The following is a 21820-nucleotide window of genomic DNA, read 5'->3' on the forward strand; positions in this document are numbered from 1 at the left end:
ACCATTAATTTTCTTATGTGACAAACTGTTTGACATAAACGCTATGGCCTTACAGTCTTCGGGCAAAGGGAGGCTGCGGATGGATGTCGTCGACATCGCCGTGATCGGGGGAGGCATTGCCGGCGCGTCGCTGGCCCGGGCCGCTGCGGACGGATGTCGGGTGCTGCTGCTGGAACGCGAGGGTCAGCCCGGGTATCACTCCAGCGGCCGGTCCGCCGCCCTGTTCTCCGAAACCTATGGCAACGCCGTGGTGCGCGCCCTGTCGACGGGCAGCCGCGATTTCTTCCGTTCCCCGCCAGAGGATTTCGCAGGCTTCGTCCTGACCCGCCCGCGCGGCGCCATGCATGTCGGCCGGCCGGGCCAGGAGGGTACGATCCGCAGCCGGGCAGAGGCGCTGGCGGCGCTGGTCCCGAGCGTGCGCGAGATCGGCGCCGCGGAGGCCGTCGCCCGAGTGCCGGTGCTGCAGCCGCACCGCGTCGCCGGCGCGGTGTTCGAGCCGGAGGCGCTGGACATCGACACCAACGGCCTGCTGCAGGGGTCGCTGCGCGGCCTGCGCCGGCGCGGCGGCGAGGTCCGCACCGGGGCCGAGGTCACGGCGCTGGCGCCGCTGCCCGGAGGCGGCTGGCGGATCGAGACCGCGGCCGGCCCGGTCGAGGCCGGCGTCGTGGTCAACGCCGCCGGGTCCTGGGCCGACGCGATCGCCGCCCTGGCCGGGGTCGCGCCAGTCGGGCTGGTGCCGAAGCGGCGCACCGCCTTCCTGTTCGACGCACCGGGCCACGCCGTCGACGAGTGGCCGCTGGTGGTCGACCTGGACGAGACCTTCTACTTCAAGCCGGATGCCGGCAAGCTGCTGGGCTCCCCCGCCGACGAGACCCCGAGCCCGCCCTGCGACGCGCAGCCGGAGGAGATCGACGTCGCCGTCGCGGTCGACCGGATCGAGACCGCGACCACGCTGAGGATCCGGCGCTTGACGCATCGCTGGGCCGGGCTGCGCAGCTTCGTCGCCGACAAGACGCCGGTGCTGGGCTTCGACCCGGAGGCGCCGGGCTTCTTCTGGTGCGCCGGCCAGGGCGGCTACGGCTTCCAGACCGCACCGGCCTTGGCCTGGCTGGGCGCGGCCCTGCTGCGCGGCGATGCCGTTCCCGAGGATCTCGCCCGGCTGGGCATCACCGCCGCCGCCCTTTCCCCCGGCCGCTTCCGGGCGGGTGCAGGCGGCGCCATCGAGACGGAGGTGCATCCGTGAGGATCTTCATCGCCGCCCTGGTCACCGAGACCAACACCTTCTCGCCGCTGCCCACCGGCGCCGCCAGCTTCTATGCCCCCGAGACTTACCGGCGGCGCGACGCCAGCCTGGACGACACGGCGGCCGAGACGATCTGCCAGAAGACCTGGCGCCGGCTGGCCGAGCGCGACGGGCATGAGGTGGTCGAGAGCGTCACCGCCATCGCCCAGCCGGCCGGACGCGCCATCCGGTCGCTCTATGAGAGCCTGCGCGACGACATCCTGGACGATCTGCGGCGCGCCGGGCCGGTCGATATCGTGCTGCTGCTGATGCACGGCGCGATGGTGGCGGACGGCTATGACGACTGTGAGGGCGACACCGCCGAGCGGGTGCGCGCGATCGTCGGCCCCGATGTGCCGGTCGGGATGGAGCTGGACCTGCACTGCCACCTGACCGACCGGATGATCGAGGCCTGCACCGCGATCATCGGCTTCAAGGAATACCCGCACACCGACATGGAGCCGCGGGCGGTCGAGCTGTACGAGCTGTGCTTGCGCGCCCGCCGCGGCGAGATCCGGCCGGTGATGGCGCTGCACGACTGCCGCATGATCAGCATGTGGCGCACCCCGGTGGAGCCGATGCGCGGCCTCGTCGACCGCATGCAGGCGCTGGAGGGCCGCGACGGTATCCTGTCCGTCACCTTCGGCCACGGCTTCCCCTGGGGCGATGTCGAGGATGTCGGCGCGCGGATGCTGGTGGTCGCCGACGGCGACCGCGACCGGGCCCGCCGGGTGGCCGAGGATCTGGGGCGGGAGATCTGGGAGCTGCGCCACGCCACGGCGACGCCGCACGACACGGTGGACGAGGCGCTGGACCATGCGCTGGCGGCGCCGCGCGGCCCGGTGGTGCTGGCCGACGTGGCCGACAACGCCGGCGGCGGCGCGCCCGGCGACAGCACCTTCATCCTGCGCCGGATCATCGACCGCGGCATCGGCAACGTGGTCAGCGGCTGCTACTGGGACCCGCAGGCGGTGGCGCTGTGCGAGGAGGCCGGCGAAGGCGCCAGCTTCGACCTGCGCATCGGCGGCAAATGCGGCCCGGCCTCCGGCGACCCGGTCGATCTGCGGGTCACGGTCAAGCGCGTGCTGCCGGCCCTGGTCCAGACCGGGCTGAGCGAGGACTGGGCGCCGCTGGGCCGCGGCGTGTGGGTGCAGGCAGCCAACGAGGTCGACCTGGTGCTGGTGACCCTGCGCAGCCAGACCTTCGCGCCCGACGCCTTCACCGCCTTCGGCATCGACCCGACGCGCAAGGCGATCGTGGTGGTGAAGTCGACCCAGCATTTCCATGCCGGCTTTGCCCCGATCGCGGCCGAGATCCGCTACGTCACCACGCCGGGGGCGATCCCGCCCGACTACGCCGGCATCGGCTACACCAAGCGTCGCCTGCCGTTCTGGCCGCGCGTCGAGAACCCCTTCGCCTGACAACCGGTTCCCGGGAGGACGCCATGAGCCATGAGAGCCCGCTGCCTCCGGGCCTTCCACGTGATTTGGGGGCCCGGATCGACGCGCTGTTCGCGCGCTGGGCCCGGCCGGATTCGCCCGGCGCCGCGGTCAGCGTCACCCGGCACGGGCGCGAGATCCACCGCGGCTTCTACGGCATGGCCGACTTGGCTCATGGCGTACCGATCGACGAACGCACGGTCATCCGCATCGGGTCGCAGACCAAGCAGTTCACCGTGCTGCTGGCGCTGATGCTGGAGGCCGAGGGCAGGCTGTCGATGGAGGACGATGTCCGCCGCCACCTGCCCTGGCTGCCGGAATATCCGGAGACGGTGACGCTGCGCCACCTGGCCGCCAATGTCGGGGGCCTGCGGGATTTCCTGGAGATCATGATCCTGGGCGGGCTGCCGATCTCTGCGCCGTCCACCCGCGCCTGGGCGCGCCGGATCATCAGCGGGCATGGCGGCGTGAACTTTCGGCCCGGCACCGACCTGATCTACTGCAACACCGGCTTCTTCCTGCTGTCGGAGATCGTCGAGCAGGTCTCGGGCAAGACCTTCAACCACCTGCTGGAGGAGCGCATCACCGGGCCGCTGGGCATGCGTGACACCCGGCTCATGCGCTGGGATTCGGAGATCCTGCCGCGGCTGGCGGATCATCACACCCGTGGCCCGGACGGCGGCTGGCACAAGGCGCAATGGGGCGTGGTGCTGGGCGGCGAAGGCGGCATGGTCTCGACGCTCGAGGACATGAAGCTCTGGCTGGCCAATCTCGACCAGCCGAGGGTCGGCACGCCGGAGATGATCGCCCGGATGTCGGCGCCCGGTGCGGTGATCGACGGCATCCCGTCGCCCTACGGGCTGGGGCTCGTCACCTGCCGCTACCGCGGCCTGGCCAGCATCGGCCATGGCGGCGGCGTCGCCGGCGGCCGCTCGGAATCGGTGCGCTTCCCGGAGGCCGGGATCGGCATTGTCATCCTCGGCAACACCGACGACATAGGCCCGTTCTCTTTGGCCCGCCGGATCCTGGATCTGGTGCTGGGCCATGAACCCGGCCCGCCACGCGCCGCCGGCGCGACCGAACGGCTGGCCCGCGCCCAAGGGCTGTACCGGGCCGAGAACGGCGACGACGTGTTCGGTATCGCCATGAAGGACGGTGAACCGGTGGTCGTCAGCAACATGGGCGGCGGCATGCCGATCGAACAGATCGGCGACGACAGCTTCATGCCCGAGCGGGGCATCGTGCCGCTGGAGTTCACGCCGCGCGACGACGACACCATCGACACGCGCTGGTTCGGCCGGGCGCGGCGCTTCCGCCGCTTGTCCGACGCCGTCCTGCCGATCGCGCCCGGCCTGGCCGGCCGCTATGCCGACGCCGCCACCGGCTTCGAGGCGGAGATCGGCCAAGACGGGGACGAGACGGTGCTATGCCTGCGCACGCCCTACGGCGTCTGGGAGACGGCGCTGGAGGCCCGCGCCCCGGACCTGCACTTGGCGCTGCCGCGGCGGGCCACCACCGACTTCCCGCCCCCGGCGATCGAGGCCGGCGGCTGGCTGTTCACGGTCCGCCGCGTTCCTGAAGGACTCATGCTGAACGACGACCGCACCAAGCAGCTGATGCTGGCCCGCACGCCTTGACGCCACGGTCCGGCCAGGACCGCGCCTCTGTCCAATTCAGAATATTTCCTGTTTGGACCGAAGGACCCACGCAACGCCGAACGGACCAAGGCGGAAGTCCATGGACGGGTGGTCCACGAATCCGGCCCGCGTCAACATCTCTGCCCTGTGCCACTTCCCTGCCGGCAGCGTCAGCGTGACTTCGTCGTTCCGGAGATGGGCGATGCAGAGTGCGTCGTGGTCCGGCATCTGGATCAGCAGTCCACGCACCCGCGGGCGCCCGGCCCAGCGCAGAACCGAAGCGGTCCGGCCGGCGCAGCCCGACAGGCGGGCCAGAAGATGCGCCGCGGGAGTCCAGGTGCCGTCGTCCGCAATCAGCCCTTTGGGCCCGGCAGGCTCGAAGAAGGTCAGTGACTCGACCTCTTGATCCAGAAAGCCTGCCGTGGTGCCGGCCAGCCAAGCGGCCGCGATGACCTGGCCTTGCCGCGGGTCGGGGGGCGCCGCGCTGCGGCGGCCCTCCGGCGACGTGGCGTTCGGATTGTAGCGCAGGCCGAGCGTCATCGGGCCGATCTGGAAGCGTCGGACGGGCAGCTTGGCTTTGGCGGAAATCAGAATGTCGTCGAGCGGCTCGGTCGTCTCCCCGATCGTGTCGTCGTCCGAGCCGTGCACTGTGGGATTGGAGGTCCAGGCCAGGTAGTCAGCCGCCGGCCAGTGGGCCATACGGTTGAGCTCCGTGAAGAAGGCCCCCGTCCCCGCCCCGATGGCGACGCCGGGCAGCACGGCCCGAGCCGCCGCGACGACGGCGTCGGCCTCCCACAATGACACGCCGACCATGGGCCGGCCCGTCAGGACTGGGGAAAGCTCCTCCACCGCCGCGATCATGTTCGGCGCAGCGCTGCCCCTGATGTCAATGCGCAGCGGGTTCGGAACGGCTGATATCTTGGCACGCGTCTCTTCCAGCCAAGCCGGATCGGACAGGTCGATCTCGATCGCGGTGAAGCCGAGGCCGAGCGCCTCGAGCGCACCGGCCTGGACAGGCGTCACAGGCCCCGGCGGAAGACTCGTTCCGAAAATGGGAAGAGGCGCCGTTTTCTGGACGGTCGGCTCGCCCGATTGGATGTGAACCGCTGGAGCCGCCGCCTGCGCCAGGATCTCCAGCCGCACGACCTGCTCCACCACCGCGGACGGTTCGATCCGATACGGGTACGGGAGCGCCAGGGGCCGGCAGTAGGTCTTGTACGACGCGTCGGTCCAGTTGCGCTGGTCCTCGGTCTCGAACACCTCGCCCTCAAAGGTCAGGTGCAGCCGATGGCCGGCGCTGGTTTCATAGTCCATGCCCGCTATGTCGAAGAACGGCTGATGCGGCGAGACCAGTTCGGGAAACCGCGCCTCCTCGATGCGGCCGTCCGGGTGGGTCACCGCGACCGGCCGGCCCCGCGCTGCCCCCAAGCTATGCAGCACGACGAAGCCCGTCCGGTTGGTCTCGAAGCCGGAGGTCGACGTCACCCGGGCCCGTCCCTCGATCATCCGGTCTGTCACTGTCCAGGTGACCGACCAGCTCAGGTCGCCCGCCGGATGGTCGAGGGTGCCGGAAGCCGTGGCGGTCGCCCGGCCAGGTTCACGCGTCACCCTGGCCTCTGCGGGCAGGTGGGGCGTCCCCCAATTGGCATCGCGGACGACGAAGCCGATGCCCCGGAACAGCTCCTCCCCGTCGAGGACGATCTCGCGGGCGAAGGCGCCGTTGCGGTCGAGCCGAAGCGCGAGGGGCCCCAGCGTGAGAGGTTCGGACGAAGTCGCGGTCATGACGGCCTCCCTGCATGGATTCCCTTTGACGAGGGGGTTCGGTCCGAATAGCGTAACGCGAGGCTGGTATAAAAGGTATACCAAATGGCCACGGTGGCGATCCGGCGCCGCAAGCTCTACGAGGATGTGGCAGAGCACCTGGAGCGGATGATCCGGGACGGCACCTACGCGCCGTCGGACCTCCTTCCTTCCGAGCGCGATCTGATGCGGCAGTTCGGGGTCGGCCGGCCGGCCATCCGCGAGGCGCTGTTCCATCTGCGGAAGATGGGGCTGGTGGAGCTCCGCTCGGGCGAGCGTGCCCGGGTGACCCGGCCGACGCCGCAATTCGTCATCGACGCCCTGTCCGGCACGACCCGGCACATGCTCGCCGCACCCGGCGGCGTGCAACATTTCCAGAGCGCCCGCAGCTTTTTCGAGACCGGCCTCGCCCGTTATGCGGCGCTGCATGCCACCTCGGAGGATCTGTCGGATCTCGAGGCCGCGCTCGCCGCCAACCGGGAGGCGGTCGGCGACCTCAAGCGCTTTCAGGAGACCGATGTCGGCTTCCACTACGTCCTGGCGGTGATCCCGCGCAATCCGATCTTCATCGCCATCCACGAGGCGCTGGTGGAATGGCTGCTGGAGCAGCGCAAGACCACGCTGACGGCCGGCGGCTTCGAAATCGCCTATGAGGCGCACCGGCAGATCTTCGAGGCTGTGGCGGCCCGCGATCCCGATCGCGCCGAACAGGCTATGCGCGATCATCTCGACTACGTCGCCCGCCGCTACAACGAGATCGTCGGGGGGCAGTGATGGGCGGCTATGTCGTCCTGGTCGAGTTCCGGTTGAAGAGCGGGTCGCGCGGCGACTTTCGGTTGCTGGTGGACGAGAACGCCCGGATGTCCACTCGCGTGGAAGCCGGGTGCCGCCGCTTCGATGTGATCGAGCCTGCGGACGATCCCGACACCGTCCTGCTCTATGAGATCTACGACAACCGTGCCGCCTTCGACGCGCATGTGGCGTCCCGGCACTACGCCAAATTCGACGCCGAAAGCGCCGGCTACGTCGTCGGCAAGTCGGTCACGGTGGGCAAACTCGTCTGCGAGGGGTCGGTCTAGGAGTTTCGAACAGGCGCCCAGGACCAAAGAGCCGGGCGCAGCAATGGGAGGAACCGGAGTGGCGTACGAAGACCTCAAGACCATGGTCGGCACCAAGGCGCCGAAGTTCGGGCACTTCATCGTCGAATTCGCCACGCCGGGCATCGGGCACATCCTGAAATCGGCAGGCTGCGATTTCGTGCTGTTCGACCTCGAGCACTCCGGCTTCCATTTCGAGACGGTGAAGAGCGCGCTGCGCTATTTCGAGGCCGCGCAGCTGCCGGCGATCGTGCGGGTGCCGTCGCGCGAATACCATCACATCGCCCGGGCGATGGACATGGGCGCCGAAGGGCTGATGCTGCCGATGGTCGGGTCCGCCGCCGAGGCGCGCGAGATCGTGCGATCGATGAAATACCATCCGGCCGGCGGACGAGGCGTCGCCCTCCAGGTCGCCCACGACCGGTATAGGCCGGGCAGCGTGGCGGACAAGCTTTCCGCCGCCAACCGGCGCTCGACGCTGTTCTGCCAGATCGAGACGGCCGAGGGCGTGAGGGACGTCGAGGAGATCGCGGCCACCGAAGGCGTCGACGCCCTTTGGGTGGGACATTTCGATCTGTCCGTCTCGCTCGGCATCCCAGGCCAGTTCGACCATCCCGACTTCCGGCGCGCCATCGACCGGACGATCGAGGCCTGCGAGAAGCACAAGAAGGCGCTGGGGCGCTTGGTGCCGACGGTCGCCCAAGGCATCGAACTCAACGCCGCCGGCTTCGATTTCATCTGCTATTCCGGCGACGTGTGGGTGCTGCACGACGCCTTGGCCGACGCCATGTCGCGCCTCCGCGAAGGCGCAAAGGCCGTGGGGAGCTGAGGCCATGACCACGCCGTTCCGTGTTGCCCTCTCGGGCGATTTCCGGAAGGCCGACGGGTCGCCGACCTATCCGGATTTCGATCTCTCGCCCCTCCGCTCGGCCCCGGGGGTCGAAGTGACGTTCCTCGAGCCGGCCGATCCGCTGCGTGCCGACCAGCTCGAGGATATCGATGCGCTGATCCTGCTGGCCCATCGCTTCACGGCGGACAGCGTGCCGCGGAGCGGCCGCCTGGCCGCCGTCGCCCGCTTCGGCGTCGGCTACGACACAGTGGATGTGAACGCGTGCACGAAGGCCGGGATCGCCCTGGTGATCACCCCGGACGGGGTGCGCCGCCCGGTGGCCGTGTCGATCATCACGCTCATGCTGGCGCTGACCGGCAAGCTGCTGATCAAGGACCGGCTGACGCGGCAGAGCGCGGCCGGCTTCGCTCGGCGGTCCGAGCACATGGGCATGGGCCTCGTCGGGCGGACCCTCGGCTCGATCGGCATCGGCAATATCGGCGCCGAGATGTTCCGGCTGGCGAAGCCGTTCGACATGAAATTCATCGCCCATGACCCGGCGGCCGACCGGACGGTGGCGGAGGAGCTGGGGGTCGAGCTGGTCGGGCTGGAGGACGTGTTCCGCCGCGCCGACGTGGTCTCGGTCAGCTGCCCGCTCACGCCGGAGACCCGCCATCTCGTCAATGCCGACCGGCTCGCGCTGATGAAGCCGACGGCCTATCTGATCAACACCGCGCGCGGTCCGATCGTGGACCAGGCGGCGCTCACCCGGGCTTTGCAGGAACGGCGGATCGCCGGGGCCGGGCTCGATGTCCTGGAGCGGGAGCCGCCGGATGCGGACGACCCGATCCTCAAGCTCGACAACGTCATCCTCACGCCGCACGCCCTGTGCTGGACCGATCAATGCTTCGCCGGCAATGGGGCCGCGGATGTCCGGGCGGTGCTGGAGGTGCAGCAGGGGCGCGTGCCGCGCGGGGTCGTGAACCGGGCCGTGCTCGACACGCAGCTCTGGCGGCAGAGGCTGGAGGATCTGGGGCGGCGCTTCGGCGCCGGACCGTAAGAGCGGTACCCCTTCCGATCGAGGGCGGTCGCCTGAACGCGGCGCTCGCGGACGGAAGAGAAGAGTGAAGAATGGATTGCAGCCGGCGCTGACGACCGGCAGTTCCAGGGAGGACAGGCGACCATGAACGATCGGAAGAGGCGCGAGTTCGAAGCCGGCTTGGCAGCCGAGGTCGACGCCTGGCTTCGGGGAGAGCCCACCCGGCGCAGCTTCATCAAGAGGTTCGGCCAGATGACCGGTATGCTGGCGGTTTCCGGCCCGCTGCTGGCATCGATCAGCCGCTCGGCGCTGGCGCAGGCGGCAGCGCAGCTGGCCGACCCGTCGACGCCGCTCGGCCAGGCCCAGGCCGCCGCGGTCAAGGCCTCCACCGAGGGCCCGGCCGACGGATCGGCCTACCGGGCCGTCCAGGCCGCCAAGCAGTACCAGGGCATCGCCCTGAACATGACCTATGAGTCCGGGCTCCAGGCGCTCGATCCGCGGCATTTCTCCGGGCCGCTGTGGGAACAGCTGACCGGCATCAAGTCCAACGTGATCGAGCTGTCGCATCCCGACCAATATTCCAAGCCGGTGGCCGAGCACATCGCCGGGTCCGGCGCCTACGACATCCTCGACATCGAGCCGGCCTGGACCCCGTCGCTCGCCGAGGGTGGAGTCATCGCGCCGCTGGACGACTACATCGCCCAGTACATGAACAAGGCGGATTTCGACGACTATCATCCGCTGTACAAGGCATTGCCGACCTATAAAGGCAAGATCTGGGGCTTCTTCGATGACGGCGACATGTTCGCCCTGTACTACCGCAAGGACATCTTCGCCGATCCGAAACTCAAGGATGCGTACAGCCAGAAGTTCGGCAAGCCGCTGGAGGTTCCGAAGACCTGGGAGGACTACGCCCAGGTCGCCCAGTTCATCACCGACCAGATGGCCCCCAATCTCTACGGCGCCGGACATTTCCGGAAAGCCGGCAGCCCGGGCAACCAGTTCGATTTCCTGCAGCAGTTCCGGGCGAACAAGGGCGAGCTGTTCGACGGCAACATGAAGGCCCAGCTGGCCTCGCCTGCCGGAATCAAGACGCTGGAGAACATGATCGCGGCCAACAAGGCCTCGATCCCGGGCAACGACGAGCTCGACGCCGTGTCGCTGTGGGCCGCCTTCCTGCAGGGCAAGGTCGCCATGATCTATTCATGGCCGCCCACCGGCCGCATGACCGCGAACTATTCGCAGAGCGACGCGGCCATCAACTTCATTCCGCGCTCCTCCATCGCCGGCAAGGTCGGCTATGCCGTCGTCCCCGGAAACCCGGAGCACGCGTCCGGCTACACCAAGGCGCTCGCGGCGGACTCCGCCAACCCCGAGGCCGCCTATCTGTTCATGCAGTGGGCGACCTCCCCACCGGTGTCGCTGGCCCGTACGATTTTGCCCTACGCGCTGCGCGATCCTTATCGCCTGTCGCACTACAAGTCGGAGCTGTACGGCGCCCTCTGGCCCGATGCGAAGGAGTACCTCGCCAATCTCAGCAACTCGGCCAATGTCGGCCTCCTCGACATGATCATGCCCGGCTGGCAGGACTACGCGCTCAGCCTCGATCGCATGTGCTCCTCGGTCTGGGCCGGCGCCGATCCCAAGGCCGCGCTGGAGACGGCAGCGGCGGAATGGGACCAGACGACGGAGCGGCTGGGCGTCGACAGCCAGAAGGCGTTCTACGAGGAATACAAGAAGCTCCCCGGCTCCTCGGCCGATCACACGGTCGAGGCGCTCGGGATGGCCGTGAAGCTGTGACGCGACGGCGGCGGCGGACCGCATGGTCCGCCCCGTCGGCCATCATCATCGACGGGTAGCGGCATGATGTCTGACGCCTCCCCCGCCCTCTCCTCGACACGGCGCCTGCCGCGCCGAAGGGCGGGCTTTTCCGAATGGAGCGACCGGCACTTCAGATGGCTGCTGGTGATCCCGGCCGTGCTGCTGATCCTGTCGCTGTCGATCTACCCGCTCGCCTTTTCCCTCTGGGTTTCCTTCGTCAATTACGACTTCCAGATCCCGGGCCATGCCTTCGTCGGCCTGAAGAACTTCTCGATGGTGGTCTTCGACCCGGTGGCGCAACGCTCGCTGGTTCTGACGATCCTGCTGTCGGCGGCCAGTGTCGCCATCGAGCTCGGGCTCGGCCTTGCGCTCGCGCTGGCCATGGTCCGTCGCTTTCCAGGGCGCGGGCTGGTGATGTCGATCCTCATCATCCCGCTCTTCATCAGCCCGGTTATCGTCGGACAGGCCTGGACCCTGCTGCTGCAGCGCCCGTTCGGGCCGACGAACTATCTGCTCAGCCAGCTTCTCGGGCAGGAGGTGACGATCAGCTGGCTCACCCAGGCCCCGTGGCTCTACATCGCCCTGATCATCGCCGATGTGTGGCAGTGGACGCCGTTCATGTTCGTCATCCTGCTCGCCGGCCTGACGGCGATCCCGCCCAATCTCTACGAGGCGGCCGAGCTCGACGGCGTCGGCGGCTGGCAGGCGTTCCGGCTGATCACGCTGCCGCAGATCGCCCCGATCATGATGGTAGCGATCATCTTCCGGCTGCTCGATGCGGTGCGCCTGTTCGACACGATCTTCATCATGACGGGGGGCGGGCCCGGCACCAAGACCTACACCAGCTCCTACTACCTCTACACCGTGGGCTTCACGCAGTTCCACCTGTCGCAGGCGACGGCGGGAAGCTGGATCTTCCTGATCCTGATCTCCGTGCTGGTCGGGCTGCTGGTGAGGCGCCTCGTGAAATCGGAGCCGGCCTGATGTCGACCACCCTGCAGACGCGGCCCATGCCCGCCCGCCGGCGACGACGCCGCCGGCCCGCGATCGGCCGCTTCCTTTTTCTCGGCCTGTTCGTCGCCTTCGTGCTGGCGCCGATCTATTGGATGTTCGTGACCTCGATCAAGCCGAGCGACGACTATCTGGCCATCCCGCCGGTCTGGTTCCCGGCGGAGCCGACCACCGTGCACTACACGGCCGCGCTCTTCGCCTATCGCGGGCTGCAAGGCCTGATCAACAGTCTGATCGTGTCGGCGGCGGCGACCGTGTTGTCGGTGCTGATCGGGACGGCAATGGCCTACAGCCTCGCCCGCTTCAACACGGGCGGGAGGCACCTGTCCTTCTGGGTCCTGTCGCAGCGCTTCCTGCCGCCGATCGCGGTGGTGCTGCCGATCTTCCTGATCTACCGCAGCGTGGGCCTGCACGACACCCGCCTCGGCCTGATCATCGCCTACACCGTCTTCACGCTGCCCGTGTCGGTCTGGATGATGCTGGCCTATTTCCGCAGCATGCCGCGGTCCATGGAGGATGCGGCCCTGGTCGACGGCTGCACGCAGTGGCAGGCCTTCTGGCAGGTGGCGGTGCCGCTGGCGGCGCCAGGCATCGTCGCTGCAGCCGTCTTCGCCTTTATCGCCTGCTGGACCGAGTTCTTCTTCGCCCTGGTGCTGACCAGCCGCACGGCGTTCACCCTGCCGACCGTGTTCCGCGCCTTCCTCGGCTTCCAGGGCGCGCAGTATGGCGAGGCCAGCGCTCTCGCCATCGTCTCCCTCGCGCCGTCGATCGCGCTCGGGGTGCTGGCGCAGCGGCATCTGGTGCGCGGGCTGACGCTCGGCGCCGTTCGCGGATGAAGGGAGCTTGTCGATGGCGGATGTGAAGATCAGCGGCCTGCACAAGCGCTTCGGTCCCTTCCATGCCGTGCAGGGGATCGATCTCGAGATCGCCGATGGCGAGTTCACGGTGCTGGTCGGACCGTCCGGCTGCGGCAAGAGCACATTGCTGCGCACGATCGCCGGGCTGGAGGAGGCCAGCGAAGGCACCATCATGATCGGCGGCGAGGTGGTGAACGACATGCGGCCCCGCGACCGCGACGTGGCCATGGTCTTCCAGGACTACGCCCTCTACCCGCATCTGACGGTCGAGAGGAACATCGGCTTCGGGCTGCGGGCCAGGAAGATGCCGGCGGACGAGATCGGTCGGCGGGTCAGGCGTGTCGCCGGGATGCTCGGCATCACGCCACTGCTCGACCGCTACCCGCGCCAGCTGTCCGGCGGCCAGCGGCAGCGCGTCGCCATCGGCCGCGCGATCGTGCGCGAGCCGCAGATCTTCCTGTTTGACGAGCCGCTGTCCAACCTGGACGCGCAGCTGCGGGACGAGATGCGCGGCGAGATCAAGCGGCTGCATCGGGACATCGCCACGACGATGATCTACGTCACCCACGACCAGATCGAGGCGATGACGCTGGCCGATCGCATCGTCCTGATGCGCGACGGCCGGATCGAGCAGATGGGGTCTCCGGGGGAGCTGTTCGAAAGACCGGCATCCCGCTTCGTCGCCGGATTCCTCGGCTCGCCGAGGATGAGCTTCCTGCCGGGAAGCGTCGTCCGGCGAGAAGGAGAAACGGCCGTCCTGGTCGACGGCAGCGAAACGCCCCTGCCTTTGCCGGCTGGGCGTATCCCGGACGCGATCCTGGCCGGAACCCGCGTGCTCCTCGGGCTGCGGCCGGAGCATGTCGGGCGGGCGCGGCACGGCGTATCGTTGCCCGGCTTCGTCCGCATCGATGCGACCATCGAGCTGCTCCAGCCGACCGGCTCGCGAACATTCGCGACGTTCCGCCTCGGCGAGACACCCGCGCTCGCGGAGCTTCAGGCTCACGACGTCAGCAGTCCCGGCGAGACCATCGGGCTCGAGATCAACCTGAACCGCGCCTCGGTGTTCGACGAGGAGACCGAGCGGGCGCTGTAGCTCCAGGGCGGCGTTGCGCCGCCCCGAGCCCCGGCCGGACGGTGCCATTCCGGACATGGACGAGCTGCGACACGGCGGACAATCGATTGATCAGCGCTCGCGCCCGTTAGTGGCAGCCCCGATGTCCATCTGCCGGACCGAGCTGCGTCGGTGTATGGACGGGACGCAGCGTGTTCCGAGCCCGATGGAGCCGAGACCGGAGAGTCCCGAGCGGCAGCCGCAGGCGTTCGGCCGCCTCATCATAGGACTCGCCCCCGATGGCGATGCGCTCCAGCACCTCGCGATGATCCTTCGACAGGGTTGGCCATCGCGCCTCGAGCTCTCTGAGCTCCACCACAAAGTCCTGTGAGGATTGGATGCCCAGGTCGCGGCCGTCGAGCGGAACGATCTCCGGCTTCGCGCGACCCGCTCGCGTATACTGCGTCAGGAAGATCCGGCGCATGATCACGATCAGCCATCCCATCATATTGGTGCCGGGCCGCCAGAGATGGAGCTTGAGGCAGGCGCGCAGAAGAGTGTCCTGCAGCAGATCGTCTGCGTCTGCTGGATTTCGGGTCAGCAGCCCAGCGTAACTTCGGATGGCAGGAAGATGCGGCTCCACGACCATATGGAATTGGCGTTTTGTGACTGCAGAAATCATCGGCACCTTACACCCCAATTCGCCTGACGAACCACGAAACATCCACCTTCCCACTCAAGTCACTCGATATAGGAATGTAGGGAATTTTACATAGGAATGCTTGTGGACTATTCTCCTATATCGGACAAGAACTCCACGATGTTAACCTTGGACTATCCTATTCTTCTCTTTGATAAAATGCATCATAAATGAATCGAAACAGCGGAGGGGAATTGCGAATTCGACAGTGAGGGTGATGAACATGGTTGCCACCGAAGCCTACGGCGAGGCTCATCGGGATCTGTCATTGATGGAGTATGCACCGGGTCCACTCGCGCATCCCGCGGAGTTCCACACGTCAGACCATCGGCTGCCGCTGATCGCCGTGGTCGATGCCCGTCGGCTCGAATTGCAGTGCCTGGCCCAAGCCCTTAGCGCCGACGTAGCCGGGTTTCGAGTCCGAGCCTACGCCAGCCTCGACGACTGGCGCGTCGCTGCGGAGATCCACCCGCAGGTGTCGGCACTCCTCTTCGGAATCGGCTGCAAGCAGGCGGACACCCCGGAGCTGGCACAGGATCTCCAGGCGCTGGCCGCCGAGTTCCCGCAGATGCCGACGATCGTGATCGGGGACATCGAGACGCCGGCCCATGTCGTCCAGGTGCTGGCCTATGGCGTGCGTGGTTACATTCCCACCAGCGTTGATCTCAACATCGCGATCGAGGCGATCCGGCTGGCTCAGGCCGGCGGCATCTTCGTGCCCGCCAAATGCCTGGTTCAATCAATTCGCCAGGGGCACGCCCAGCCAATGGCATCGCACCCGCTGTCCGGCCTCTTCACCAAGCAGCAGGCGGCGGTGGCCGACGCCCTCCGGCGCGGCAAGGCGAACAAGGTCATCGCCTATGAGCTGAACCTCGCCGAGAGCACGGTCAAGGTTCATATTCGCAATATCATGCGGAAGGTGCAGGCGAGAAACCGGACCGAGGTCGCCTTCAAGATCAGCAGCTACCTCGGCCAGTCGTCCGCGCCGGGTGTCGGATCAGGCGCCGTGATGGGATGAGGCGCGAGGCTCGGATCGTCGGCACCTCGTCGCGCGGCGTCGCCGTGCGCGAGCCAGACGCCCCTTCCTGCGTTCCGGCCGGTAGGCCAAGGCGGTCGTTCAATCGACGCCGGAGACCCACAGTCGGCCGCCCCGGCCGCGCCAGGCGACGACGCCGAGAACCAAGGTGTTGTACGGCTGGCCCTCCGCAGGGACGGCACCTGCCGACAGCTGCCGGAGACGGCCTATGATCCAGCGGTCCAGTGGGTCCAGCAAGGGGAGCATATGCATTGTCCGGCATGGCTTTTACCCCTCCGAGCTCAGCGTAAGGCGTGAGGCCGAAGCGCTTCGCGAGAATGGCTACCGCGTGCACGTCATCTGCCTGCGCAAGCAGGGCGAGGCGGCTCATGAGATCGTCGATGACATCCATGTCCGCCGCGTGCCGATAGGGCATCGGCGAGGGAGCATTGGCCGCTACCTCTTCGAGTACAATGCCTTTTTCGCTGCAGCGTCACTGGAACTCGTCAGGCTGCATCTGCGCGACAGGCTGCGCGCGGTGCAGGTCAATACCATGCCGGACTATCTTGTCTTCTGCACTTTGCCCCTGCGGGCAGCCGGCGTGAAGGTCATCCTCCACATGCACGAACCAATGCCGGAGCTGTTCGGCACTCTTTTCGACAAGACGCGCCACCGCCCGCTTCATGTCGCGGTCAAGCTGGCCGAACGTCTGAGCCTGGCCTATGCCGATCGCGTTCTCACCGTCACGGCAGAGATGCGTCAGAACCTCGGCCGGCGCAGGGCGGATCTCAGTAAGACCACAGTCATCCTGAATGTGCCCGACGATCGCATGTTCCGTCCGGATCGATACACTCATCTCGAAGGACGTGTCGCGCGGCAGAAGGAGGAGGATCGCCGCGCAGGCGTCTTCCGGCTGCTCTGTCACGGCACGATCGAGGAACGGTACGGTCTGGATCTGGTTGTCGGTGCTGTGGCCCGGCTGAAGAACGTGATCCCGGGCGTCCAGTTTCGGTTCATGGGCCAGGGCGAGCACCTCGCGGCGGTCCTCGCCAAGGCGCAAGAGCTGGGCGTCTCGTCCCGCATCCATTACCTGGGGTTTGTGCCTTTCGAGACGATGATCGAGGAGATCCTCTGTGCGGACGTAACCCTCGTGCCGATGCGGTGCAATCCCTATTCAGTCCTCGTTCACACCAACAAAATGTTTGAATACATGGCGCTTGGACGCCCGATCATCGCGTCCCGGCTCGATTCGGTTTTCAGCTACTTTCCGGAAGATACGCTGCTGTACTTTGAGCCTGACGACGAGGGTGACCTCGCCGAGCGGGTGCTTCACGTCTTCAACCACCCCCAGGACATCCAGTCCCGGATCCGTCGAACGACAGAGTTGTATCAAACGTATCGCTGGGAGCATGAGAAGAGAAAATATCTCGGCGTGTACGATGCTTTGCTTGGCGACAGTGCACGGGAACGCTAGTCAGTGGCCAGTTCCAGCTCGGCCTTGCCGGCTGCGTGCTCGGAACAGTTGCCGCCGCAGGTGCTTCGGGTGCACATACGATCGAGGGGCTGACCGGGATCAGACCGCATGAGCCGAGCGTTGCGTGCCATGTTCCTGCTGGTGCTTGCTGTCGGCTTGATCGACATCGCGCGCCCCAACAACGGCTTTGCGGAGCCGCATTATTTCTCCACTTTAAGGCCAGGTGCGGCTCTGCCCAGTGATTGTGAGCGACGCGTGCGCCGCTCCTCTTGGGAACCGCGTCCACTCAACTACGAAGCGAATCACACGCGCGGAAGAAACGGCGTCACGATTGACGGTGCCAGCGCCGATTTCAACCGGAGGTTCAGAGACCGCGTGGACGGAAATTTCACGGGCACCACCGACGAGATCATTCAATGGGCCGCCTGCAAGTGGGGATTTGATGAGGATTTGACGCGCGCCCGAGCGGTCCAGGAAAGCTACTGGCGGCAGTCCAAGCTGGGCGACCGGTCCGGCGACGCCCGGACCTGCGCACTGATCGGCAAGAGAGCCCCGTGCTGGCAGAGCTACGGAATTCTGCAGGTCAAAAGCACGGTCCACAAAGGGACCTATCCCCTGGCCGAACAATCGACTCCGTTCAATGTGGACTATGCCCTGGGTTGGCTCCGGGCTTGCTACGAAGGCGCCTTCAGCCACTGGCTCGGCGACGACTACGCCCCGGGTGACGAATGGGGCTGCATCGGGGCGTGGTATTCTGGCGAATGGTACGACGACGGCGCCACCCGTTACATACAAAGGGTGAAGACCCATTTGGCTGCGCGCGCGTGGAAGAAGCCGCGCTTCTGAGCAAGCCGCAGCGCTGTGCGGCCATGTCCACCCTCATCTCAGCGGCAAGCTCAACGCACTGGTCGACGTGTTCGCGCGCATCACGGCTCATCCGGCGGAGCTGGCGGCCTTCTGCGGATGCCTGACGAATGCAAGCGCCAGCAGGGCAAAGAAGAGATCGGCAGAGCCGCGCATGGTCAGATGTGGGTCGAACAGCATCAAGGTGACTATCGTCGTCAGGCCGACCGTCGCGGCGGCCGCGGCGACGCGCATGGGCTCCTGCTCGCTGCGCAGCGCCGGTGCAAGCGAGCGGAACGCCGCCCAGACGAACCATGCGAATGCCGCGAGCATTGGCAGACCGCCGGTCCAGAGGACCCAGGCGTAGCCGCTCTCGATGTAGATCCAATCCCGCCACGGCTCGGGTGCGGCAATCCTGGCTGAGGGCCTGACCCCGACCAACCAGTTGAATCCCGAGGTCAGCTCCGGCCAGACGAAGCGTTCGAGGTTATACAGCCGTCCAGCCCAGCTCGGCGGAAGACCGTCCGGGCCGCCGAAGCCGCCCAACCGTCTCTCGATCAGAGGCCAGAAGAACACCAACCCTGCCAGCGCGGCGGGGAGCAAAGCCGTGATGAGCTTGAATACCCGGCCGGTCACCACTCCAATCGTCAGGAGGGCCACCCCGAGCCCGATGGCGGCGGAAAACTGGGCTGAGGCGATACAGCCGAAAACGGACACGCCGGCGGCCATGATGAGGCCCGCCCTTCGCCACCCGCGAACGACGTGTAGCCAGGCCAGGGCGATGGCCAAGCTCATCACCATCATATCGGCCATGGCGAAGGACGAGGCCACGGTGGATGTACCGCGATCGGTGACGAGCCCCGTAATACCTTCGAACGGCCGGTCGTAATAAGCCCACAGCAGCTCGGGGACTCCAAAGAGGCCGAGCACCTGCATGACAGCGACCAAGGCCACCATCGCCGACGACACCATGGCCAACCACAAGCAGACCTGCACCTGCGCCGCGGTTGTGACGGTGTAACGAAAGAGGCCGTAAACGAGGAGGAACTTCCACAGGACGAGTGCGTACAGAGCATCGTCGGTGGAGATCAGCAGCCCACGGCCGAACCTCAGGAGCAGAGGCGGGATTGAGGCCGTGAAGGCAAGGAGCACCAGCGCCAGTTCGACCCGGTCGAATGCAAGGCGCGGCAGTCTCCCCCGCAGACCATCCGAGAGTATGCGCACCAGCCAGGCCGCGAGGATCAGGATCAGCAATCCCTCGCTGGGCCGGATGTACGGGGCGATGACGCCCCGGGGCATGCCGATGATCAACGGCGCGATCGCGAGATAGAGATATGCTCCGAATTGCGGGCGGAGCGCTATGGCGACGACGATCGGCACGGCGAGGATCGGCAGCACCAGGTGCTCCGCGATGCCTGCCAATGCCCCCGCCACCGCCGCCGAGCCGAGAACGCCGATACTGATCGCTGCCCAAGACCCCGGAGTCCGAGACTGCGCCTGCGCTCCTGAATAAAGGCGGGTCATTCGAAGGTCTTCCCCGCTCGCGTATCACCAGCCGAACCCGACGCGGGTTCGTCCCCGCCGGAGAGCGGGGAGCCGCGGCGGAGAATCGTGCCCGACAGCAGCTGCCGGAGCTCTTCCGAGCCGCGCAACCGCTGCAAAGTCAGGTAAAGGATGCCCGCTGTCAGACTGGCCGCGAGAGCAACTCCGATCCTCCGGTAACTTGACGGTGCTGGATCGCTTAACCAGTCGGCGACCAGGATGCTGAGTCCGCCCGCAGCGCAGGATGCGGCGAAGTGGCCAGACAGGCCACGGAACCAAGTCCCACCATGCAGGGACACGACGCCCTTCAGTTTGCCATGAAGGATCACGGCGCCTGCTATATTGGCTGCGGATACCGACAACCCTAGCGTCCAGATGACGAAGGGCCCGTCGACGGCTCCCAGCGCGACCGCCATGCCGCCACATGTGATTGCGACGCGCACCGCCATCGCCTGCAACGGCATGATGGCGTCTCGACGGGCATAGGACGCCGACATCGAGACGACGAACAGAGCCTCCCCGATGATCCCGAGGCCCAGGCTCCCGATGGCCGCGGCCACCAGGACAACGCCATCGGGGCTTGCCATTCCGCCAAAGGAGACCGCATTCGCAAGAGTCCCGGGTATGGCGAAGAACAGGAGGCTCGCCGGCAGCCCGAGGAATGTGGTGAATGCCAGGCCAGTACGGTAGAGCTCGGCGAACGCCGCGAGGTCTCCCCGATCGAAGCTGCGGCTCAGGAGCGGAAGCTGGGCAGCGGCGACCGGCCGGGCGCAAAGGGCCACGGGCAAGCTGAAGAAATTCCAGCCGATCCGGAAGGCCACGGCTCCCCCCGGAACGCTACCCGCCACAACCAGCGAGCCCAGATAGGCGAGGCCGCCGAGGCCGGTGCAGGCGCTGGACGGCACCACATTGCGAAGCATGGTGCGAAACTCGGTATCCCGCCAGCCCCCCCGGACGAAGAGCGGAATCCCGGCCCGATACGCTCCCCACCATTGGATCGCAGCATGGAGCCCGACAGTGGCCGTTGAGCCAAGGCCAAGAAACAACAGATGGGCGTTGGTGATCGCGCCCAGGTCGCCCCCCGCCCCGAACATGGCAGCCGACGCCAGCATGACCGCTATGATGCCGACGTTCTCCAGCGCAGGTGCGGCCGCAGCGAGCCCGAACCGGCGCTGCGCATTCTGCGCTGCGGTGGCGACGGCGATGATGCCGTAGAAAAACATCTGCGGCATCAACATGGCCAGCAGCGGCCAGCCGATCCGCAGCTGCCACTCGCGGACTGTCGGATCACGTACGGCGCCCGTGATCAGTGCCAGAAGCAGCGGTCCGCCCAGCACCGTCAAAGCCACCACTGCAAGGCAGACGAGCAGTGTGAGGCCCAGGAACCCGCCTGCCAGCCGACAGGCGCCGGCAAGGTCCTGTCGCTGGACGGCGTGCGCGAGTGGCGGCACGAGCAGCGCGGTGATGAGCGATCCCGCGAGCGAGTCGACGATGAGACTGGGCAGGATGGTCAGCGTCTGGAACAGATTGCCGAAGTAGGTCGGCCCCAGCACGGCGCCGATGGCGATCACGCGTCCAAACCCGGTGATGCGGCTGACCAAGGTCCATACGGCAACTGTGCGGGAGTCGGAAGCGAGCCAGGCAATCTCGGCCGAAGTGCTTCCGATCAGGTGTGATGGTTCCTTCGCCACGGCTGCACCCACAGGATGATCCCGATCGCGGCGAGCGCCATGCCGACAACGGCCCCGATTGCCGCAGCCCGCAACGGCTTTGGTGAGACGGGCTCGTCTAAGAGGAACGGCGGGGTCAGCGCCTGCAGGCGCATCTCCTCCTGCGATGCAAGTCTCTCCAATTCCAACAGGTAGCGCTTGGTGATGGCGGTGGTGATGTCCAGCGCCCGAGCGGGGTTTGCATCCTCGTACTGCAGCCGGACGATGCTGCTGTTGCGGATCGGCTCGGCGCTGAGCCGCCGCTCCAGATCGCGAACCGGGACCCCAAACATCTCGGCGACCGGTGCCAGAACGGCCCGGCTTTGCGCCACTGCAACTTCTGTTGCGACGAAGCGTTCAGCGGTATCCCAGCCCAGGTTCCGCAGGTCCAGGACGATCTCGCTGCGTCCTGCGTAGATCTTCTGACTTACCGAGGCGATGGCGAATGCGGCTGAGGCTGACACCAGGACGGGCAGGATGAGGAGGACGATGAACTGCCAAGCTCTACGTCGGTTTGATTGCGAGGACGGCAAGGCTCGATGTCCGGCTTCGACGCCGTCTGGAAATCGCGTTCGGCCTTCCGCCGCGCCGGACAGGCTCGACGGGTGAACCTCGCTACCGGGCGCATTCTTCTCTTGCATCTCAGCGCGCCTCCTGAAAAATCGGTGGTTCCT

The 21820-nt window shown here is 66.9% G+C and carries 19 protein-coding genes; 14 read left to right on the forward strand and 5 right to left on the reverse strand.

Annotated elements, in window-relative coordinates; translation table 11 throughout:
* The first annotated feature begins 79 nt into the window (after positions 1–79).
* Genes KXR53_RS28370 through KXR53_RS28380 form a run of 3 tightly spaced genes read left to right on the forward strand, consistent with a single transcriptional unit; the run spans position 80 to position 4358 of the window.
* On the forward strand, positions 80–1243 hold the full coding sequence (locus KXR53_RS28370; RefSeq protein ID WP_437378658.1) for an NAD(P)/FAD-dependent oxidoreductase: 1164 nt from the start codon (positions 80–82) through the stop codon (positions 1241–1243).
* Positions 1240–2703 (forward strand): M81 family metallopeptidase, encoded by a 1464-nt coding sequence (locus tag KXR53_RS28375; RefSeq protein WP_437378659.1) that lies wholly within the window; start codon positions 1240–1242, stop codon positions 2701–2703. Before KXR53_RS28370 ends, KXR53_RS28375 begins: the two co-directional genes overlap by 4 nt.
* 23 nt (positions 2704–2726) lie before the next feature.
* Positions 2727–4358: a serine hydrolase domain-containing protein gene (locus tag KXR53_RS28380; RefSeq protein ID WP_437378660.1), complete on the forward strand. Its 1632-nt coding sequence runs from the start codon at positions 2727–2729 to the stop codon at positions 4356–4358.
* Positions 4359–4394: 36 nt separating this feature from the next.
* On the opposite strand, the gene KXR53_RS28385 is transcribed toward KXR53_RS28380, so the two are convergent.
* Positions 4395–6140: a hypothetical protein gene (locus tag KXR53_RS28385; protein WP_437378661.1), complete on the reverse strand. Its 1746-nt coding sequence runs from the start codon at positions 6138–6140 to the stop codon at positions 4395–4397.
* Positions 6141–6224: 84 nt separating this feature from the next.
* On the opposite strand from KXR53_RS28385, the gene nanR reads away from it, so the two are divergent.
* The 8 genes from nanR to KXR53_RS28425 all read left to right on the forward strand — a co-directional run bounded on the left by nanR (position 6225) and on the right by KXR53_RS28425 (position 13905).
* Positions 6225–6932: a transcriptional regulator NanR gene (nanR, locus tag KXR53_RS28390; protein ID WP_437378662.1), complete on the forward strand. Its 708-nt coding sequence runs from the start codon at positions 6225–6227 to the stop codon at positions 6930–6932.
* On the forward strand, positions 6932–7237 hold the full coding sequence (locus KXR53_RS28395; RefSeq protein ID WP_437378663.1) for a putative quinol monooxygenase: 306 nt from the start codon (positions 6932–6934) through the stop codon (positions 7235–7237). Before nanR ends, KXR53_RS28395 begins: the two co-directional genes overlap by 1 nt.
* A gap of 58 nt (positions 7238–7295) precedes the next feature.
* A complete protein-coding gene (locus KXR53_RS28400; RefSeq protein ID WP_437378664.1) occupies positions 7296–8084 on the forward strand; it encodes an HpcH/HpaI aldolase family protein in 789 nt (262 codons plus the stop codon).
* Between the two features lie 4 nt (positions 8085–8088).
* A complete protein-coding gene (locus tag KXR53_RS28405) occupies positions 8089–9144 on the forward strand; it encodes an NAD(P)-dependent oxidoreductase (protein WP_437378665.1) in 1056 nt (351 codons plus the stop codon).
* A 123-nt stretch (positions 9145–9267) separates the two neighbouring features.
* Positions 9268–10923 carry an extracellular solute-binding protein gene (locus KXR53_RS28410; RefSeq protein ID WP_437378666.1) on the forward strand — a complete coding sequence of 552 codons (1656 nt, stop codon included), beginning with the start codon at positions 9268–9270 and terminating at the stop codon, positions 10921–10923.
* A gap of 63 nt (positions 10924–10986) precedes the next feature.
* Positions 10987–11928 (forward strand): carbohydrate ABC transporter permease, encoded by a 942-nt coding sequence (locus KXR53_RS28415; RefSeq protein WP_437378667.1) that lies wholly within the window; start codon positions 10987–10989, stop codon positions 11926–11928.
* The gene (locus tag KXR53_RS28420; RefSeq protein WP_437378668.1) at positions 11928–12791 is read left to right on the forward strand and encodes a carbohydrate ABC transporter permease; all 864 of its coding nucleotides are present in this window, start codon (positions 11928–11930) and stop codon (positions 12789–12791) included. The genes KXR53_RS28415 and KXR53_RS28420 overlap by 1 nt, the downstream gene beginning before the upstream one ends.
* A gap of 13 nt (positions 12792–12804) precedes the next feature.
* The gene (locus tag KXR53_RS28425; RefSeq protein WP_437378669.1) at positions 12805–13905 is read left to right on the forward strand and encodes an ABC transporter ATP-binding protein; all 1101 of its coding nucleotides are present in this window, start codon (positions 12805–12807) and stop codon (positions 13903–13905) included.
* Between the two features lie 106 nt (positions 13906–14011).
* Here KXR53_RS28425 and KXR53_RS28430 read toward each other — a convergent pair whose 3' ends face one another.
* On the reverse strand, positions 14012–14587 hold the full coding sequence (locus tag KXR53_RS28430) for an RNA polymerase sigma factor (RefSeq protein ID WP_437378670.1): 576 nt from the start codon (positions 14585–14587) through the stop codon (positions 14012–14014).
* Between the two features lie 193 nt (positions 14588–14780).
* Between KXR53_RS28430 and KXR53_RS28435 the strand changes: the two genes are divergently transcribed.
* The 3 genes from KXR53_RS28435 (at position 14781) to KXR53_RS28445 (ending at position 17898) form a co-directional block, all read left to right on the forward strand.
* Positions 14781–15581 carry a LuxR C-terminal-related transcriptional regulator gene (locus KXR53_RS28435; RefSeq protein WP_437378671.1) on the forward strand — a complete coding sequence of 267 codons (801 nt, stop codon included), beginning with the start codon at positions 14781–14783 and terminating at the stop codon, positions 15579–15581.
* A 226-nt stretch (positions 15582–15807) separates the two neighbouring features.
* Positions 15808–17052 carry a glycosyltransferase family 4 protein gene (locus tag KXR53_RS28440; protein ID WP_437378672.1) on the forward strand — a complete coding sequence of 415 codons (1245 nt, stop codon included), beginning with the start codon at positions 15808–15810 and terminating at the stop codon, positions 17050–17052.
* A 108-nt stretch (positions 17053–17160) separates the two neighbouring features.
* Complete coding sequence (locus KXR53_RS28445; RefSeq protein ID WP_437378673.1) at positions 17161–17898, forward strand: hypothetical protein; 738 nt, start codon at positions 17161–17163, stop codon at positions 17896–17898.
* An 87-nt stretch (positions 17899–17985) separates the two neighbouring features.
* Here the strand turns inward: KXR53_RS28445 and KXR53_RS28450 are convergent, their stop codons facing one another.
* The 3 genes from KXR53_RS28450 to KXR53_RS28460 are packed head-to-tail and all read right to left on the reverse strand — an operon-like array spanning position 17986 to position 21787.
* Positions 17986–19419: a hypothetical protein gene (locus KXR53_RS28450; protein WP_437378674.1), complete on the reverse strand. Its 1434-nt coding sequence runs from the start codon at positions 19417–19419 to the stop codon at positions 17986–17988.
* Positions 19416–21128 (reverse strand): murein biosynthesis integral membrane protein MurJ, encoded by a 1713-nt coding sequence (gene murJ / locus KXR53_RS28455; protein WP_437378675.1) that lies wholly within the window; start codon positions 21126–21128, stop codon positions 19416–19418. The genes KXR53_RS28450 and murJ overlap by 4 nt, the downstream gene beginning before the upstream one ends.
* Complete coding sequence (locus tag KXR53_RS28460) at positions 21104–21787, reverse strand: hypothetical protein (RefSeq protein ID WP_437378676.1); 684 nt, start codon at positions 21785–21787, stop codon at positions 21104–21106. The genes murJ and KXR53_RS28460 overlap by 25 nt, the downstream gene beginning before the upstream one ends.
* Positions 21788–21820 lie beyond the last annotated feature (33 nt).

Origin of the sequence: Inquilinus limosus, from assembly GCF_051487185.1 — a bacterium.
In the GTDB taxonomy this organism is placed as follows: domain Bacteria; phylum Pseudomonadota; class Alphaproteobacteria; order DSM-16000; family Inquilinaceae; genus Inquilinus; species Inquilinus limosus_F.

Bases quoted from the DNA above. Each gene is read 5' to 3' on its own strand.
- KXR53_RS28460 (WP_437378676.1), bottom strand. From the start codon at position 21,787: ATGCAAGAGAAGAATGCGCCCGGTAGCGAGGTTCACCCGTCGAGCCTG.
- nanR (WP_437378662.1), top strand. From the start codon at position 6,225: ATGGCCACGGTGGCGATCCGGCGCCGCAAGCTCTACGAGGATGTGGCA.
- KXR53_RS28385 (WP_437378661.1), bottom strand. From the start codon at position 6,140: ATGACCGCGACTTCGTCCGAACCTCTCACGCTGGGGCCCCTCGCGCTT.
- KXR53_RS28435 (WP_437378671.1), top strand. From the start codon at position 14,781: ATGAACATGGTTGCCACCGAAGCCTACGGCGAGGCTCATCGGGATCTG.
- KXR53_RS28450 (WP_437378674.1), bottom strand. From the start codon at position 19,419: ATGACCCGCCTTTATTCAGGAGCGCAGGCGCAGTCTCGGACTCCGGGG.
- KXR53_RS28440 (WP_437378672.1), top strand. From the start codon at position 15,808: ATGATCCAGCGGTCCAGTGGGTCCAGCAAGGGGAGCATATGCATTGTC.
- KXR53_RS28370 (WP_437378658.1), top strand. From the start codon at position 80: ATGGATGTCGTCGACATCGCCGTGATCGGGGGAGGCATTGCCGGCGCG.
- KXR53_RS28415 (WP_437378667.1), top strand. From the start codon at position 10,987: ATGATGTCTGACGCCTCCCCCGCCCTCTCCTCGACACGGCGCCTGCCG.
- KXR53_RS28380 (WP_437378660.1), top strand. From the start codon at position 2,727: ATGAGCCATGAGAGCCCGCTGCCTCCGGGCCTTCCACGTGATTTGGGG.
- KXR53_RS28445 (WP_437378673.1), top strand. From the start codon at position 17,161: ATGAGCCGAGCGTTGCGTGCCATGTTCCTGCTGGTGCTTGCTGTCGGC.
- KXR53_RS28425 (WP_437378669.1), top strand. From the start codon at position 12,805: ATGGCGGATGTGAAGATCAGCGGCCTGCACAAGCGCTTCGGTCCCTTC.
- KXR53_RS28405 (WP_437378665.1), top strand. From the start codon at position 8,089: ATGACCACGCCGTTCCGTGTTGCCCTCTCGGGCGATTTCCGGAAGGCC.
- KXR53_RS28410 (WP_437378666.1), top strand. From the start codon at position 9,268: ATGAACGATCGGAAGAGGCGCGAGTTCGAAGCCGGCTTGGCAGCCGAG.
- KXR53_RS28395 (WP_437378663.1), top strand. From the start codon at position 6,932: ATGGGCGGCTATGTCGTCCTGGTCGAGTTCCGGTTGAAGAGCGGGTCG.
- KXR53_RS28420 (WP_437378668.1), top strand. From the start codon at position 11,928: ATGTCGACCACCCTGCAGACGCGGCCCATGCCCGCCCGCCGGCGACGA.
- KXR53_RS28430 (WP_437378670.1), bottom strand. From the start codon at position 14,587: ATGTTTCGTGGTTCGTCAGGCGAATTGGGGTGTAAGGTGCCGATGATT.